Source organism: Sphingopyxis sp. 22461 (assembly GCF_052044915.1).
Classification (GTDB): domain Bacteria; phylum Pseudomonadota; class Alphaproteobacteria; order Sphingomonadales; family Sphingomonadaceae; genus Sphingopyxis.
In genome coordinates this window covers 365,843-383,159 of sequence record NZ_JBQENY010000004.1, presented here as the reverse complement: position 1 = coordinate 383,159, position 17,317 = coordinate 365,843, and the positions used below count along the sequence as shown (strand labels likewise).

Sequence of the window (17,317 nt, the reverse complement as noted above, 5' to 3'; positions counted from 1 at the left end):
ATGGCCACCAAACCCGCCAAAAAGGGCTTCAGCCACAAGAAGATCGAACGCAATGTGACGTTGCTCGGCGCGCTCGCGCTGCTCACCGTCACCATCGGCGGCATCGTCGAGATCGCGCCGCTTTTCTGGATCGACAACACAGTCGAGAAGGTCGAGGGCATGCGCCCCTATACCCCGCTCGAGCTCGCCGGACGCAACATCTACATGCGCGAGGGCTGCTACACCTGCCACAGCCAGATGATCCGTCCGTTCCGCGACGAGGTCGAACGCTATGGCCACTACAGCCTCGCCGCCGAGAGCATGTACGACCACCCGTTCCAATGGGGGTCGAAACGCACCGGGCCCGACCTGGCGCGCGTCGGCGGCCGCTATTCGGACGAATGGCACAAGGCGCATCTGATCGACCCGCGCAGCGTCGTGCCCGAATCGATCATGCCGCCCTATGCCTTCCTCGCCGAACGCGATCTCCAGACGGGCGACATGGCGAACGACCTGACCGCGCTCTATCGCGCCGGTGTGCCCTATACGAAGGCCGACATCGCCAAGGCGAACGATGACATCCGGGCGCAGGCCGACCCCGATGCCGGCGCGGGCGATCTGCAGAAGCGCTATCCGAAGGCGCAGGTCCGCGACTTTGACGGCGACCCCGCGCGCGTGACCGAGATGGATGCGCTGATTGCCTATCTTCAGATGCTCGGCACGCTGGTCGATGTCGACAAGGCGGCGCCGCAGGAACGCGCCGGCGAAACGGAGGCGGCGCGATGAGCTACGACGCGCTTCGCCATTTCGCCGATAGCTGGGGGCTGCTCGCGATGGCGCTGCTGTTCCTCACCCTTATCGCCTGGCCGTTCCGGCCGAGCGCGCGCGCCCGCAACGAAGAGGCCGCGAACATGATCTTCAAGGACGACGAGCATGGCTGATCTGAAACAGCGCATCGACGAGGCGACCGGCACGAGCACGGTCGGCCATGAGTGGGACGGGATCGAGGAACTCGACACGCCGATGCCGCGCTGGTGGCTCTGGACCTTTTACGCCACGATCGTCTGGGGGCTGGCTTATGTCGTCCTCTATCCGGCGTGGCCGATGGTCGAAAGCGCGACCAGGGGCGTCCTCGGCTGGTCGAGCCGCGGCGACCTTGCAAAGGAAATGGCGGCCGATGCGAAGCGCCGCGCGCCGACGGTCAATGCCATCGCCGCAACCGCGATTACCGATCTGCCCGCGAAGCCCGAACTGATGCAGGCGGCGGTGCAGGGCGGCGGCGCGGCGTTCCGCGTCCATTGCGTCCAGTGCCACGGCGCTGGCGGTGCGGGGGTGAAGAAGCTCTATCCGAGCCTGACCGACGACGACTGGCTGTGGGGCGGCGATCTGGCGACCATCGAATATACGGTCACCCACGGCATCCGGAATCCCGACCACAAGGCGACCCGCACCAGCCTGATGCCCGCCTTCGGCCGCGACGGCATTCTCGACGCGGCGCAGATCGGCGATGTCGTCAGTTTCGTGCGCACGATCAGCCGGCAGGAAAAGGTCAGCGCGTCGTCGTCGCGCGGCGCGACGCTGTTCGCGGACAATTGCGCGGTCTGCCACGGCGCGGGCGGCGAAGGCGGGCGGCAGGTCGGCGCGCCGAAACTGACCGATGCGATCTGGCTGTACGGCGGCGATCGCGACAGCCTGACCGCGACGATCACGCAGCCGCGAAACGGCGTGATGCCGCGCTGGGGTGGCCGGCTCGATCCGGTCACGATCAAGATGCTGTCGGCCTATGTCTATTCGCTGGGCGGCGGCGAGAAGGGGCTCGCGCCCGTCGCCGAAGGGGCGGGAGCCGATGGCCAGCCCTGAAGATCTTTCCGGCCAGTCGGCGCCGCTCTATGAAGCGCGGAAGGGCGTTTACCCGAAAGCGGTGAACGGTCCCTTCCGCCGCTTCAAATGGGCGATCATGGCGGTCACGCTCGTGATCTATTACGGGACGCCGTGGATCCGCTGGGATCGCGGTCCTTACGCGCCCGATCAGGCGGTGCTCGTCGACCTTGCGAACCGGCGTTTCTACATGTTCCAGATCGAGATCTGGCCACATGAATTCTATTATGTCGCGGGCCTGCTCATCATGGCGGGGATCGGGCTGTTCCTTGTCACCAGCGCAGTCGGGCGCGCCTGGTGCGGTTATGCCTGTCCGCAGACGGTGTGGACCGACCTGTTCCAGCATGTCGACCGGCTGATCGACGGCGACCGCAACGCGCAGGTCCGGCTGGCGAACGGCCCGTGGACGGCCGAAAAGCTGGCGAAGCGGGTGATCAAATATGGCATCTATCTGGCCATCGCCTTCTGGACCGGCGGCGCGTGGATCATGTATTTCGCAGATGCGCCGACGCTGACGGCGGATTTCTGGACGGGACAGGCGGCGCTTGTCGCCTATGGCACCGTCGCCGTGCTGACCGCGACGACCTTCATCCTCGGCGGATTTATGCGCGAACAGGTGTGCGTCTATATGTGCCCCTGGCCGCGCATCCAGACCGCGATGATGGATGAAAAATCGCTGCTGGTGACATACAAGGACTGGCGCGGCGAACCGCGCGGCAGCGTCAAGAAGGCGCAGGCTCACCCCGGCGGCTTCGGCGACTGCATCGACTGCAACCAGTGCGTCGCCGTGTGCCCGACGGGAATCGACATTCGCGAAGGGCCGCAGATCGGTTGCATCACCTGCGCACTCTGTATCGACGCGTGCGACAGGGCGATGGCGCAGGTCGGTCGCCCGCGCGGGCTCATCGACTATTGCACGCTCGACGATGCGGCGACCGAAAAGGCAGGCGGCACCGGGCAGCCGATCCGCAAGACGCTGCTGCGTCCGCGCACCTTGATCTATTTCGGCGTCTGGACCGCAATCGGTGCGGCGATGCTCTTTTCGCTCGGCCAGCGGACGCGGCTCGACCTTGCCGTCCAGCACGAGCGCAGCCCGCTCTTCGTCCAGCTTTCCGACGGCCACATCCGCAACAATTACACGCTGAAGCTGCGCAATATGGAAACGCGCCCGCGCCGGGTCGCGGTGAGTGTCAGCGGGCTTCCCGGTGCGGTGCTGTGGACCGACGCCGGTTCGCGTGAAAAGGCCGGGCAGCGTATCGAACTGGCGCTGCCCGCCGACAGCGTCACGAGCGTCAAACTTTTCGTCGCGGCACCCGCCATCGGTCCGGCGCGGCAGGATTTCACGATCGGTACGCGCGGGCTCGACGGCGATCCGCGCGGCGACAGCGACATCATCCAGTTCGACCGGCCGGAGGCAGGACAATGACCGACACACGCAAACCCAAGGCCTTCACCGGCCGGCATATGACGGCGATCCTCGTCGGCTTTTTTGCGGTCGTGATCGCGGTCAATCTCACCATGGCGCGCTTCGCCATGTCGACCTTTGGCGGCAAGGTAGTCGAGAACAGCTATGTTGCGAGCCAGCATTATAACGAATGGCTAAAACGTGCCGACGCGCAGGACCGCCTCGGATGGGATACGCGCATCACGCTCGATGCGAGGCGGCACGTGCTTCTGGCGCTCAGCAAGGATGGCGTTCCGCTCGACGGCATTCGGGCGTCGGCAACGATCAACCACCCCGTTGGGCGCACCCCGCCCGCCGCGCTCAATTTCGAGCCGGCGGCGGGCGGCGTGCTGCGCTCGGTCGAGCCGCTGGTGTTGGGGCGCTGGCGGCTCGACCTTATCGTCCGGCGTGGCGCCGACGAAGCCCGCTATCGCGAGAATCTTCAATGACCGCGACCGCCCTCGTCGAACGCGACTTCGCGGTGCCCGATATCCGCTGCGCGGGCTGCATCGCCAAGCTGGAGCAGGGGCTGGTGCGCGACAGGCGCATCGCCGCCGCGCGCGTCAACTTCACCGAGAAGCGCGTCCATCTGTCCTGCACCCCCGACACCGACATGCCCGACCTGATCGGCGCCTTTTCGAGCCTGGGGTTCGAAGCCCATCCGATCGGGAGCGGCCCCGACGAAGCCGATGCCGATGCCGAAACGAGCCGTGAGTTGCTGCGGGCGGTCGCGGTGTCGGGCTTCGCGATGATGAACATCATGCTGCTCTCGGTGTCGGTCTGGTCGGGCGCGGCGGGGGCTACGCGCGACCTGTTCCACTGGCTGTCGGCGGCGATCGCCCTGCCGACGATAGCTTACGCCGGACGCCCCTTCTTCCGTTCGGCCTGGCGCGCGCTGCGTCATCGCCGCACCAATATGGACGTGCCGATCAGCATCGGGGTCCTGCTCGTCAGCGTCATGAGCCTCTACGAGACGGCGACGCACGGCGCCCACGCCTATTTCGATGGCGCAGTAATGCTGCTCTTTTTCCTGCTCTGCGGCCGCTGGCTCGACAGCGTGATGCGCGACCGCGCGCGGGGCGGCGTCACCGCGCTGCTCCGCAACATGGGCACCGGTGCGATGGTCTTTGGCCACGAACGCTCGACGCGCTGGGTGGACGCGACTGCGCTTGAGCTGGATATGGTCATGCTCGTCGCTGCCGGTGAGCGGCTCGCGGCGGACGGCGTCATCGCGAGCGGATCGAGCAGCATCGATCTGTCGCTGCTGACCGGCGAAAGCGCGCCGCAGACGGTTCGCCCGGGCGACGTCGTTCATGCGGGCACCCTCAACCTCGATGCACCGCTGAAGGTTCGCGTCACCGCTGCGGGCAGCGATACTGCGATCGCCGATATCGCCAGGCTGATGGGCGAGGCCGCGCAGGGTAAGTCGCGCTATGTCCGGATCGCCGATCGCGCGGCCCGCCTCTATGCACCGGCCGTCCATTGCCTTGCGCTGCTTGCCTTCGCAGGCTGGATGATCGCGGGCGCCGGCTGGCATCACAGCCTGCTCATCGCTGCAGCGGTGCTGATCATCACTTGCCCGTGCGCACTCGGCCTTGCTGTGCCCGCCGCGCAAATCGTCGCCGCGGGGGCCCTGATGCGCAAGGGGGTGCTGATCAAGGATGGCTCGGCGCTGGAGCGCCTGTCCGAAGTCGACCTCGCGCTTGTCGACAAGACCGGGACGCTCACGCTTGGCCGCCCCGAGGCGCTCGATCTCGGGCTGCTCGATATCGGCGTCAAATCGTTGGTCCTCGCGCTGGCTCAGTCGAGCCGTCATCCGCTCAGCGAAGCGCTGACCCGCGGGCTGCAAGCCTATGACGTTCGTCCCGCCGAGGTCGCTTCGATCCGAGAAACCGCGGGGTTCGGGGTGGAAGCTCGCTGGGCCGACCGCACCGTGACGCTCGGTCGGCCGCTCGGCACCGGGCTGGGCGATGCGCTCGCGACCCAGTTCGCCGTCGACGGGCGTCCGGTGGCGACGATCCGCTTCGCCGACCAGCTGCGTCCCGACGCGCGCGACGCGGTCGATGCGCTGCGCGAAGCCGGGATCGCGGCCATGATCCTGTCTGGCGATCGTGCCGAAGCCGTCGCCCCCGTGGCGCGCGAGCTCGGTCTCACCGCGCAGACCGGTATGAGCCCTCAAGACAAGCTCGCCGCGATCGCACGGCAGACGGCGCTCGGGCACAAGGTGTTGATGCTCGGCGATGGCCTTAATGACGGTCCGGCGCTTGCCGCAGGTTATGCCTCGATGGCGCCGGGCTCCGCGAGCGACGTCGGCAAAAATGCCGCCGACTGCATATTCATGGGCGACCGGTTGATGCCCGTGGTCGAGACGGTGCGCATGGCGCGGCGAACCCAGGCGGTCGTTCGGCAGAACTTCATGCTCGCGATCGTCTACAACCTCGTCGCCGTGCCGCTCGCTTTCGCCGGACTCGTCACCCCGTTGATCGCCGCGGTCGCCATGTCGGGATCGTCGCTTCTCGTGGTCGGCAATGCCCTGCGCCTTAAAGGCGCGATCCGGTGAACGGCCTCATACTGCTCATTCCGATCGCGCTCGGGCTCGGCCTGCTCGGGCTCGCCGCATTCTTCTGGTCATTGCGCCAAGGGCAGTTCGAGGATCTCGACGGCGCGGCGCTGCGGATCTTCGTTGAGGATGAAGAGGACCGAACCGCATGATCGCGCGCCGGATCGGGGCCGTTGTGGCGGCGGCGGGCCTGGCCACCGCACCGCTCGCGACCGACGCGCGCGTGATACGCGTCAGGGCGTGCGGCGGCGCCGCGCAGCATCTCGTGCTGCCTGCCGATCCCGCCCGGCCGAGCGACGAGGGCGGCAATTGCGCCAAGGCGTGTCACGCCATGACCGACCGGCGAGACCGGCTGTCCGGCAAGCGAGGATGCTGTTGACGCGGCGGGTTTTGATCCCGGTCAATGTCGCCGCTGCGGGCGCCGCGTAAAGCCGTCGCATGTGGTCCTATCATCCCGATCTTCTCGCCCGGCCCGTGCCGCGCTACACCAGCTATCCAACGGCGATGGAATTTGCCGACGACGTCGGCGCCGACGCCTATGCACAGGCACTCGACGCAGTCGAAGCCGCGACGCCGATTTCGCTTTATGTCCATATCCCCTTTTGCGAGCAAATCTGCTGGTATTGCGGCTGCAACACCGGCGCGGCGGGACGCAAGCATCGGCTCGCCGACTATCTCGCGGCGCTCCAGTCGGAGATTACGCTTGTCGCCAAACGGCTCGGAGGCCGCGGGCGCGTCCAGCGCATTGCATTCGGCGGGGGTAGCCCCAACGCGATCGCCCCGGTCGAGCTGGTGCGCCTGCTCGACCTGTTGCTTACCCTGTTCGATGCGCACCGGCCCGAGATATCGATCGAGCTCGATCCGCGCGGCTTCTCTGCCGAATGGGCACTTGTACTGGCTGCCGCGCGCGTGACCCGCGTGAGCCTCGGCGTGCAGACCTTCGCACCGCATATCCAGCAGGCAATCGGACGGATCCAGCCGCTTTCCCATATCGAACGCGTTGTTGCCGGGCTTCGGCTGCGCGATATCGACGCCATCAATTTCGATCTGATGTACGGCCTGCCGGGTCAGACCCTCGCCGATCTCGATGAGACGCTCGACGAAACGATCCGTCTCGCGCCGAGCCGGATATCGCTTTTCGGCTATGCGCATCTCCCGAACATGATTCCGCGCCAGCGCCAGATCGACGCCAGCAATCTGCCCGACCATGAATTGCGCTTCGAGCAGGCCCGGCGCGGGTATGAGCGCCTCACCGATGCGGGCTATGTTCCCGTCGGATTCGATCATTTCGCGCTGCCTTCCGATCCGCTTGCCGACGCCGCGCGCGACGGGCGGGTGAGCCGCAATTTTCAGGGCTTTACCGAGGACGACAGCCCGGTTCTGATCGGCATCGGTGCCAGTGCGATCAGCCGGTTTCCCGACCTCATCGTCCAGAATGAAAAACGCGCGGGCGTCTATCGTGACCTCATCGCGGCCGATCAGTTGTCCGCCGTTCGGGGCGTTGCGATCGACGCCGATGACCGCGAGCGCGGGCGGCTCATCAAGGAGTTGCTGTGCCACGGGACCGCTTGCCTCGACGCGCGCTGGCTAAAGTCTGCGCGGGCCGCGCTTGCGCCCTTCGAGCGCCTGAATATCCTTCGCTGGGAGGGTGAAAGGCTCGTCGTCGAGGACCATGGCCTGCCCTACGCCCGACTGGTCGCCGCGCAATTCGACCGTCATCGCGGCGCGATCACTCGTGAGGACCTCGAGCCTATGTTTTCCAATTGCGCAGATAGAACAGCAAGCAGGGCATGATATAAATCCTCCGCTAACTGCAGAAATCTGCAGCTTACCTGTACGTGTTATTCCTAATGGGAAGCGTATCCGCCCTGACAGATAGAAGCCTCATATCCCGGCTATTTCAACCTTTAGGGGCAGGCTCATGCGCTACGACCAGATTTTCAGCGATGCGATCGCGCGCCAGCACGACGAGGGACGCTATCGGGTGTTCGTCGATATCCTGCGGGACCGCGGCGCCTACCCCGGCGCGCGCTGCTTCGATGCCGATGGGGAAGCGAGGCCGATCACCGTCTGGTGTTCGAACGACTATCTCGGCATGGGGCAGCACCCGGCGGTCCTCGATGCAATGGAAGCCGCAATCGCTGATGTCGGTGCGGGCTCGGGCGGCACACGGAATATCAGCGGCAACACCCATTATCATATCGAACTCGAGCGCGAGCTTGCCGATCTCCATGGCAAGGAGAGTGCGCTCCTCTTTACGTCGGGCTATGTGTCGAACGACGCCACGCTCGCGACGCTGGGCAAGCTCCTGCCCAGCTGCGTGATATTTTCGGACGAGCTAAATCACGCAAGCATGATTGCCGGCATTCGCAATGCGGGATGCGAGCGGAAGATCTTTCGCCACAATGATCTGGCGCATCTCGAGGCACTGCTTGCCGAAACGGACCCCGCGCGGGCCAAGCTCATCGCCTTCGAGAGTGTCTATTCGATGGACGGCGACGTCGCGCCGATCGCCGCGATCTGCGATCTGGCCGATCGCTATCAGGCCCTCACCTATCTCGATGAAGTCCACGCCGTCGGCATGTACGGCTCGCGCGGTGGCGGTATATCGGAGCGCGATGAAGTGGCGCACCGCGTCAGCGTGATCGAGGGCACGCTCGCCAAGGCCTTCGGCGTCATGGGCGGTTATATCGCCGCGGACCGCGCAGTCATTGACTGCATTCGCAGCTATGCACCAGGCTTCATCTTCACGACCTCGCTGTCGCCTGTTCTCGCCGCCGGCGCGCTCGCCAGCGTTCGCCACCTGAAAGTGTCGACATCTGAACGCGAAGGACAGCGGGCCGCTGCTCAGCGGCTCAAGTCGCTGTTTCGGGCCGCAGGGTTGCCGGTCTTGCCGAGCGACACGCACATCGTCCCGCTCCTCGTGGGCGACCCTGTCCGCGCCAAGGCCCTCAGCGACCATCTGCTCACCGAGCATGGCGCCTATGTTCAGCCGATCAACTATCCAACGGTACCGCGCGGAACCGAGCGGCTTCGCTTCACGCCGGGTCCGCTGCATGGCGAGGAGGAAATGAAGGCACTGACGGCGGCGCTTGCCGCTTGGTATTTCCCATATCGCATGCCGATTGCCGCGTGACGAACTGAGTGGGAATCGGCACGATTAGGGTACGCAGCCGGCCAAAAATCCGATGTAATCCAGTGGTCTAAGATTAATTTGGGGCCTTTTTGGGGGCACTGGACGATTTGCGAATAGAGGAATATCCCGGAAAACTGCCAATTTTTTTGCGTAATTAGATTCCGGCTCGGCAAATTTTTCCCAAGTTGCAAAATCAGACTTCGCTTGCGTCGGTCCCATGGCGTCGCCCCTATCGCGCAATCTGTAGCGCCGGTTTCTGACGGTAGCCTGACGACACGCCGCCGTTCGGCCGCCCCAAGGACAAAGGGCTGCCCCTTTCGGAGCAGCCCTTCCATTGTCGTGCCTGTTCGCGGACGATTATCCGAGCCGGACCCCCGCGAGGAAGGTCATGCTCAAATCTGCCGCATGCGGCGCGTGACAATGAGACATTCGACCACCTCCTTTCGCTTGTTGACGATGAAATCAATGTAGGATTCCTGGCGGTCAGTTCAAGATGTTTGCGTTTGCCTCGCACACGGAGCCAGGCGGACGATATTCAGCTTGTGAATCGTCCCGCATTTCCGCTTGCCGTTTGCGCGCCCTGCCGGGAAAGAAGTTTCTATCGGACTCGTTCGCATGGAGGACAGCAGCATGGCCCATGGCACCGCCCGCATCGGCAAGGATCATTATCGCACCGCGATCAACGTCGGCGGCCATGAGCTGATCGGCGACGAGGGGCCGGGGCTGGGCGGGCAGAATCTGGGGCCGGCGCCTTATGATTTCCTGCTCGCGGGCCTCGGCGCGTGCACCGCGATCACATTGCGCATGTACGCCGACCGCAAGGAATGGCCGCTCGAATCGGTCGATGTCGGCCTGCGGCTCGTCAACAAGGACGGCCTTCGGGTCGATCGGGTGCTGACGATCGCGGGACTCGACGACGAACAGAAAGCACGGCTCGCCGATATTGCCGAGCGGACGCCGGTGACGCTGACGCTGAAGGGCGGGCTGCCGATCGACACAAGATTGGCATAGGATCCTCCCTGTCGCGAAGCGATGGGGAGGGGAACCATGCGAAGCATGGTGGAGGGGCCGCGACGTTGCGTTATGGCCCCTCCGTCAGCGCTTCGCGCTGCCACCTCCCCAGCGCTTCGCGACAGGGAGGATAGGGGATCGGGCGCGCCACTGGACAAGTTGCGATCTACCACTTATATACCAGCCGTTATGGAAATCGAAACCGCCACCGTCGCCACACCGCATAAGGGCCGTCCGCGCGAATTTTGCGTCGACATGGCGCTGGCGGCGGCGCTGCGCGTCTTCTGGTCGAAGGGCTATGAGGGTGCGTCGATGGCCGATCTGACCGAGGCGATGGGGATTACCAAGCCGAGTTTGTACGCGGCCTTCGGTAACAAGGAAGCCCTCTTCAACAAGGCGCTCGACCTCTATGAGCGCGAAAAGGCCGACTATATGCATGCGGCGCTCGATGCGCCGACCGCGCGCGGCGTCGCCGAGCGGCTGATGTACGGGGCGCTCGACATGTACACCTGCCCCGAAAATCCGAACGGCTGCCTTGGCGTGATCACCTCGGTCGCGTGCGGCGCCGAGGCCGAATGCATTCGTCAGGCCGTGCTCGAACGCGGCGCGACGGCGAAGCGCGCGATGCTCGAACGCTTTGCGCGCGCCAAGGAAGAGGGCGACTTCCCGCCCGACACCGACGCCGAAGGTCTGGCGGCGTTCCTGACCGCGGTGAACCAGGGCATGTCGGTGCAGGCCGGCGCCGGCGCGACGCGCGCCGAGCTGGAGCGGCTCGTCGAAACCAGCCTGAAGCTTTGGCCGGGGCGTTGATCTGAGCATTTACCGGCCGAAAGACCGGCGCCCACTGTTTCGGTAAACGCTCGGAAAGAAAAATTTTACTGCCCGGTACAGAATGGTCTTGACGCAGCGCAACATGACTTATATACCACTCAGTATACAAAGATAGGCTCTCCCCCGAGACCGGCCGCTGCGTGACAAAGATCGTGCGGCGGCCGGAAGTTTCACCATCGAATAATTTCCCGGGAGCAGAGTCTTGCTCCGGTCGGGCGCCCGAAGGCGCTTGCCCGCAAGATATAAACAGGGACCCCGCGCGCGCATGGGATGTGTGTGGCGGGACAGGGTGGCCGTCCTCTCTCGAGGGCCCTCTGGCAACAAGGACCATTTGCGACACCAGCCGGAGGCATGCGCTTCCGGCGCTGGCTGCCTGCGCCCCCCTCCCCCTCCCCCGGGGGCGCAGGCGGCCAAAACGAACGAAAAGAAGAGGGCATTTCCATGACCGTCCACACCCCGATCGAAAAACTCGACCCCGCCGACGCGAAGGTCCGGCGCGAACTCAAGACATTGCTCCACCCCGGCCGCGGCCGCCGCGCCGCGTGGATCGGGGCGTTCCTCGTGCTCATTGTCGGCGCCTGGTGGCTGCTCCGCGACGGTCCGCCGCAGGCGGCCGCAGCGCCCGCGCCCGTGCTCACCGTCGCCGCGCCGATCGCGCGCGATGTGACCTTGTGGGACGAATATATCGGCCGCTTCGAAGCGTCGAAAGCGGTCGAGGTGCGCCCGCGCGTTTCGGGCGCGATCACCGCGATCCACTTCACCGACGGGCAGATCGTCCGTCAGGGCCAGCCGCTTTTCACCATCGATCCGCGCCCCTATCGCGCCGCGCTCGCCGAAGCGCGTGCCTCGGCGGCCAGCGCGCGCAGCGACCTTGCGCTCGCGCGGCTCGAACTCGAACGCGCCGGGCGGCTCGTCGATGTCGAGGCGGTGTCGCAGAGCGAGATCGACCGGCTGCGTGCGCGGGTGAACGCTGCGAATGCCGCGCTGGCTGGTGCCGATGCGCGCATCGCGGCGCGCTCGCTCGACGTCGAATTTACTGTCGTTCGCGCGCCGCTGAGCGGCCGTATTTCGGATCGCCAGATCGACGCGGGCAACCTTGTGTCGGCGGGCGATGCCGGCGGTACGTTGCTCACGACGATCAACGCGCTCGATCCCGTCTACTTCACCTTCCAGGGATCCGAAGCTTTGTTCCTCAAGACCAAGCGCGAGGGCGGCGATAAGGGCGCGGCGGTCGAAGTCCGCCTGCAGGACGAAAGCGATTATCGCTGGAAGGGGCAGCTCGACTTTACCGACAATGGCCTCGACCCGCGTTCGGGCACGATCCGCGCCCGCGCCAGCTTCCGCAACCCCGAAATGTTCCTGACCCCCGGCATGTTCGGCAACATGCGCCTGACGACCGGCCAGACGGCGCGCGCGCTGTTGATCCCCGCCGCGGCGGTGCAGACCGACCAGGCGCGCAAGATCGTCTATGTCGTCGGCAAGGACGGCATGGTCGCGGCGAAGCCGGTCGAGCTGGGCCCCGAAGTCGATGGTCTGCGCGTCATCCGTTCGGGCCTGACCCCGACCGATCGTGTCGTCATCAACGGCTATCAGTTCGCGCGTCCCGGCGAAAAGGCCGTGGCCAAGGCGGGCAAGATCGTCGCCACGGCACCCCCCGAGGGTGCGGCTGCCTCCGTCGAACCGGTGTCGGCGCAGGCGACCTTCACGCGGTAACTTCTCTCCCCTCCCGCTTGCGGGAGGGGTCGGGGGTGGGCCTGTGGCTATGCCCTCCCCGCTGCGACTAGCGAGCAAGCTCGCAAGTCTCGCTACCCCTCCCGCGGGGCGGGAGGGGAAGGTTTACAGATCATAGAACAGGGGCTCTCCCATGCGCCTATCCCGCTTTTTCATCGACCGGCCGATCTTTGCCGCCGTGCTCGCTGTCATCATCACCATCATCGGTGCGGTCGCCTATATCGGCCTGCCGGTCTCGCAATATCCCGACATCGTCCCCCCGACGGTGACTGTGACCGCAACCTATCCGGGCGCGTCGGCTGAAACCGTCGCCGACACAGTGGCGGCGCCGATCGAGCAGGAAATCAACGGCGTCGACAATATGCTCTATATGAGCAGCCAGTCGACCGGCGACGGTGTCGTCACGATCACCGTGACCTTCAAGATCGGCACCGACCTCGATGCCGCGCAGGTGCTGGTGCAGAACCGCGTCGCGATTGCGACCCCGCGCCTCCCTGAAACGGTGCAGCGCCTCGGCGTGGTGACGCGCAAGACCTCGCCCGACTTCCTGTTGATCGTGAACCTGGTTTCGCCCGACAAGTCGCTCGATCGCGCGTACATCTCCAACTATGCGCTGACGCAGCTGCGCGATCGTTTGAGCCGCATCGACGGCGTTGGCGACGTGCGCCTGTTCGGCAGCCGCGACTATGCGATGCGCGTGTGGATCGATCCCGGCCGCGCCGCCGCGCTCGACCTGACCGCGGGCGAGATCGTGACCGCGCTGCGCCGTGAAAATGTGCAGGTCGCCGCGGGTTCGCTCGGCCAGCCGCCGCATGCCAACGGCAGCAGTTTCCAGCTGAGTGTCGAAACGCAAGGCCGCCTGACCGACCCCAAGGATTTCGCCAATATCGTCATCCGCACCGACGCCGACGGGCGTCAGGTCCGCGTCTCGGACGTCGCGCGCGTCGAGCTTGGCGCATCGGATTATAATTCGAACACCTATTTGTCGGGCGATCCGACGGTCATTCTCGCGACCTTCCAGCGCCCGGGTTCGAACGCACTCGCCGCGGCGCAGGCGGTCGAGGCCGAAATGGCGGCGGCATCGAAAAGCTTTCCCAAGGGCCTCGAATATCGCGTCATCTATAACCCCACCGAATTCATCGCCCAGTCGATCGACGCGGTGATGGAGACGCTGTTCGAAGCCGTCATCCTCGTCGTCATCGTCATTCTGGTCTTCTTGCAGAAATGGCGCGCGGCGATCATTCCGGTGCTCGCGATTCCGGTGTCGCTGATCGGGACCTTCGTGGTGCTCGCGGCGTTCGGTTACAGCCTCAACAACCTCTCGCTGTTCGGGCTGGTGCTCGCGATCGGCATCGTCGTCGACGACGCGATCGTCGTCGTCGAAAATGTCGAACGCAACCTCGAAAAAGGGATGAGCGCGCTCGAAGCTGCGCGCACGTCGATGGATGAGGTCTCGGGCGCGCTCGTCGCGATCGTGCTCGTGCTCTGCGCGGTGTTCGTGCCGACCTTGTTCCTCACCGGGCTGTCGGGTGCCTTCTACCAGCAGTTCGCGGTGACGATCTCGACCGCGACGATCATCTCGCTCGTGCTGTCGCTCACGCTGTCGCCCGCGCTCGCGGCGATCCTGCTCAAGCCGCATGCGCCCGCGCAGGCTGACGGATGGCTGATGGCACGCGTCCACCGCGCCGGCGAACGCTTCAACGAGGGCTTCGAGAAATTGAGCAATGGCTATGCGCGGCTGACCGACCGGCTGGTACGCGCGCCGAAAAAGATGATGGTCACCTATGCCGGATTGATCGCCGCGACCGCGGGCCTGTTCTGGGCGACGCCGACCGGCTTCATTCCCGCGCAGGATCAGGGCTATTTCCTCGTCGTCGCCAAGCTGCCCTCGGGCGCCTCGGTCGAACGCACCGACGCGGTGCTGAAGAAGGTCGCTGGCCGCGTGCTGCCGATCGAGGGCGTCCTCGGCTCGGTGATGCTCGCGGGCTTCGACGGCCCGTCGCAGACGCTCGCACCAAACTCGGCCGCCGCTTACTTCCCGCTCAAATCCTTCGAGGAGCGCGGGAAGCTCGGGGTGAATTTCGAGGACATCATGAATCAGGCGCGCGCGAACACCGCCGACATCACCGAGGCGCAGATCGTCATCATTCCGCCGCCGCTGATCCAGGGGATCGGCTCGGCGGGTGGTTACCGCATGATCGTCCAGGATCGCGGCGGGAACGGCTATGCCGCGCTCGCGAACGAGACGAACAATCTGATCGGCAAGGCGAACGAGACCCCGGGTCTCGCGAACGTCTTCACCTTCTTCGACCCGTCGAACCCGCGCGTCTATGCCGACATCGACCGGGCGAAGGCGAATATGCTCGGCGTGCCGCCCGAACGCGTCTTCGAGGCATTGCAAGTCTATCTGGGCTCGGCGTTCGTGAACGACTTCAACCTGCTCGGCCGCACCTATCGTGTCACCGCACAGGCCGATGCGCCCTATCGCCAGACCGTCGCCGATATCGCGAACCTGCGGACGAGGTCCGATTCAGGGGCGATGGTGCCGATCGGGTCGGTCGCGAACTTCGAGGACCGCACGGGGCCGTATCGCGTCACGCGCTACAACCTGTTCCCCGCGGTCGAGATCGACGGCGATACCGCTCCGGGCTCGTCCTCGGGCGCGTCGCTGACGACGATGGAGAAGCTCGCGTCGGAAACGCTCCCGGCGGGCTACGGCACCGAATGGACGGGCATCGCCTTCCAGCAGAAGGCGGCGGCGAACACCGCGGGTATCGTCTTCGCGCTCGCGGTGGTCTTCGTCTTCCTCGTGCTCGCGGCGCAATATGAAAGCCTGATGCTGCCATTGGCGATCATCTTCATCGTCCCGATGTGTCTGCTCGCGGCGATGGTCGGCGTGAATTTGCGCGGCATGGACAATAATGTGCTGACGCAGATCGGGCTCGTCGTGCTCATCGCGCTTGCGGCGAAGAACGCGATCCTGATCGTCGAATTCGCCAAGCAGGCCGAGGAAGAGGATGGGCTGTCGCCGATCGAAGCCGCGGTGCGTGCCGCGCGCGACCGTCTGCGCCCGATCCTGATGACCAGCTTTGCCTTCATCCTCGGCGCGGTGCCGCTGCTGATCGCAAGCGGGGCGGGGGCAGAACTGCGCCAGGCGCTCGGGACCGCGGTCTTCTTCGGCATGCTCGGCGTGACGGCGTTCGGCCTCATCTTCACCCCGACCTTCTACGTCGTCGCGCGCGCGCTCAGCCAGTGGTCGGCAGAGCGGCGCGCGCGGCGCGGGTCGGACGACCACGGGACCGCGCTGCCGGTTCCGGCGGAATAAGGAACAAGATCATGATCCTTCGCAATATCCTCACCGCCGCCTCGGCGCTGGCGCTCGCCGCCTGCGCGGTCGGCCCCAACTATGCCGAGCCGAAGTCGGCGTCGGCGCCCGTCGCTACGGGGCCGTTCGTCTCGGCGAACAGCCCCGCGGTGTCGCTTGCGCCGGTCGCGGGCGACTGGTGGCGCCTCTATGACGATCCCGTTCTCGACGGGCTCGTCGGCGATGCGCTGGCGAACAACACCGACGTTCGCGTTGCGGTCGCGAACATCGCCCGCGCCCGTGCATCCTTGCGCGGCGCGCGCGCCGACCGGCTGCCGCAGGGCGAGATCGGCGCCGGCGCCAATTACGGCCGCAGCCCCGAAGGCCAGCGCCTGCCGGGCTCGCCCCGCGAAGATTGGGCGGTCGATGTCGGGCTGAATGTCTCGTACGAGGTCGACCTGTTCGGCCGCGTCAGCCGCTCGATCGAGGCCGCGCGCGGTGACACCGCCGCCGCCGAAGCCAACGCCGACGCGGTGCGCGTGATCGTCGCCGCCGACACGACGCAGGCCTATGCCGATGCCGCTTCGGGCGCGGCGCGGCTTGATGTCGCGCGGCGCATCGTTAGCCTGCTCGACCAGCAGGTGAAGCTCACCGAACGCCGCAAGGAGGTCGGGATGGCGACGGGGCTCGACCTCGCGCGCATCACGACGCTGCGCGACCAGCGTTCGGCCGACATCCCCTCCATCGAGGCTGAGCGGCAGGCGGCGTTGTTCCGCCTCGCGACTCTGACCGGTCGTGCTCCCGCTGCGCTCCCCGCGATCGCGGCGGACCGCAACATCAGCCTCGAAATCACCGACCCCATCCCGGTCGGTGATGGGGCGGCGCTATTGAAGCGCCGTCCCGACATTCGCGCCGCCGAGCGCCGCTTGGCCGCCGACACCGCGCGCATCGGCGTCGCGACGGCGGATCTTTATCCGCGCATCACGCTCGGCGGGTCGGCCGGTTCGACGGGGTCGGGCTTTGGCGATGTGTTCGGCGGCGGGCCGATCCGCTGGCTGCTCGGGCCGCTGCTCAACTGGGCGTTCCCGAATCAGGAGCCTGCACGGGCGCGGATCGCGGCGGCCGAGGCGGACACGCAGGCATCGCTGGCCGAATTCGACGGCACGGTGCTGCGCGCGCTCGAGGAAACCGAGACGGCGCTGTCGTCCTATGCGCGTTCGCTCGAACAGCGGCAGGCGCTGCGCGCCGCGCGCGATCAGGCCGAACGCGCGGCGCGGATCGTGCGCGCGAAGCGGCAGGAAGGCGCGTCGGATTCGCTCGAATGGCTCGATGCCGAACGGACGTTCGCCGAGACCGAAGCGGTGCTCGCCGCGCAGGACGGGCAGATTTCGCGGCGTCAGATCGCGCTGTTCCGTGCGCTCGCGGGCGGCTGGTCGACGTAGG

At 65.9% G+C, this 17,317-nt stretch carries 15 protein-coding genes; all 15 read left to right on the top strand.

The window, feature by feature from the left end; all coding sequences use genetic code 11:
• The 15 genes from ccoO (at window position 1) to ACTJI5_RS09140 (ending at window position 17,316) form a co-directional block, all read left to right on the top strand.
• Complete coding sequence (ccoO, locus tag ACTJI5_RS09210) at window positions 1–765, top strand: cytochrome-c oxidase, cbb3-type subunit II (protein ID WP_440860078.1); 765 nt, start codon at window positions 1–3, stop codon at window positions 763–765.
• Window positions 762–920 (top strand): cbb3-type cytochrome c oxidase subunit 3, encoded by a 159-nt coding sequence (locus tag ACTJI5_RS09205; protein WP_054731544.1) that lies wholly within the window; start codon window positions 762–764, stop codon window positions 918–920. Before ccoO ends, ACTJI5_RS09205 begins: the two co-directional genes overlap by 4 nt.
• Window positions 913–1,839, top strand: a complete 927-nt coding sequence (gene ccoP / locus ACTJI5_RS09200; RefSeq protein WP_440860077.1) for a cytochrome-c oxidase, cbb3-type subunit III — start codon at window positions 913–915, stop codon at window positions 1,837–1,839. The genes ACTJI5_RS09205 and ccoP overlap by 8 nt, the downstream gene beginning before the upstream one ends.
• Complete coding sequence (ccoG, locus tag ACTJI5_RS09195; RefSeq protein WP_058538808.1) at window positions 1,826–3,283, top strand: cytochrome c oxidase accessory protein CcoG; 1,458 nt, start codon at window positions 1,826–1,828, stop codon at window positions 3,281–3,283. Before ccoP ends, ccoG begins: the two co-directional genes overlap by 14 nt.
• Window positions 3,280–3,750, top strand: a complete 471-nt coding sequence (locus tag ACTJI5_RS09190) for a FixH family protein (RefSeq protein ID WP_440860076.1) — start codon at window positions 3,280–3,282, stop codon at window positions 3,748–3,750. Before ccoG ends, ACTJI5_RS09190 begins: the two co-directional genes overlap by 4 nt.
• Window positions 3,747–5,861, top strand: coding sequence for a heavy metal translocating P-type ATPase (locus ACTJI5_RS09185; RefSeq protein WP_440860075.1), 2,115 nt, complete (start codon window positions 3,747–3,749; stop codon window positions 5,859–5,861). The genes ACTJI5_RS09190 and ACTJI5_RS09185 overlap by 4 nt, the downstream gene beginning before the upstream one ends.
• A complete protein-coding gene (gene ccoS / locus ACTJI5_RS09180) occupies window positions 5,858–6,013 on the top strand; it encodes a cbb3-type cytochrome oxidase assembly protein CcoS (RefSeq protein WP_054731540.1) in 156 nt (51 codons plus the stop codon). Before ACTJI5_RS09185 ends, ccoS begins: the two co-directional genes overlap by 4 nt.
• A complete protein-coding gene (locus ACTJI5_RS09175) occupies window positions 6,010–6,240 on the top strand; it encodes a hypothetical protein (protein ID WP_440860074.1) in 231 nt (76 codons plus the stop codon). The genes ccoS and ACTJI5_RS09175 overlap by 4 nt, the downstream gene beginning before the upstream one ends.
• A 59-nt stretch (window positions 6,241–6,299) precedes the next feature.
• Window positions 6,300–7,655, top strand: coding sequence for an oxygen-independent coproporphyrinogen III oxidase (hemN, locus tag ACTJI5_RS09170; protein WP_440860073.1), 1,356 nt, complete (start codon window positions 6,300–6,302; stop codon window positions 7,653–7,655).
• Between the two features lie 127 nt (window positions 7,656–7,782).
• Window positions 7,783–8,997 carry a 5-aminolevulinate synthase gene (gene hemA / locus ACTJI5_RS09165; protein WP_440860072.1) on the top strand — a complete coding sequence of 405 codons (1,215 nt, stop codon included), beginning with the start codon at window positions 7,783–7,785 and terminating at the stop codon, window positions 8,995–8,997.
• Window positions 8,998–9,627: 630 nt separating this feature from the next.
• Complete coding sequence (locus ACTJI5_RS09160) at window positions 9,628–10,008, top strand: OsmC family protein (RefSeq protein ID WP_058538933.1); 381 nt, start codon at window positions 9,628–9,630, stop codon at window positions 10,006–10,008.
• 189 nt (window positions 10,009–10,197) lie between these two features.
• Window positions 10,198–10,818 carry a TetR/AcrR family transcriptional regulator gene (locus tag ACTJI5_RS09155; RefSeq protein ID WP_082521505.1) on the top strand — a complete coding sequence of 207 codons (621 nt, stop codon included), beginning with the start codon at window positions 10,198–10,200 and terminating at the stop codon, window positions 10,816–10,818.
• A 462-nt stretch (window positions 10,819–11,280) separates the two neighbouring features.
• Entirely contained in the window at window positions 11,281–12,552 is a 1,272-nt protein-coding gene (locus ACTJI5_RS09150; protein WP_439512366.1) for an efflux RND transporter periplasmic adaptor subunit, read from the top strand.
• 151 nt (window positions 12,553–12,703) lie between these two features.
• The gene (locus ACTJI5_RS09145) at window positions 12,704–15,895 is read left to right on the top strand and encodes an efflux RND transporter permease subunit (protein WP_440860071.1); all 3,192 of its coding nucleotides are present in this window, start codon (window positions 12,704–12,706) and stop codon (window positions 15,893–15,895) included.
• 11 nt (window positions 15,896–15,906) lie between these two features.
• Window positions 15,907–17,316 (top strand): efflux transporter outer membrane subunit, encoded by a 1,410-nt coding sequence (locus ACTJI5_RS09140; protein WP_440860070.1) that lies wholly within the window; start codon window positions 15,907–15,909, stop codon window positions 17,314–17,316.
• The last annotated feature ends 1 nt before the right edge of the window (window position 17,317 follow it).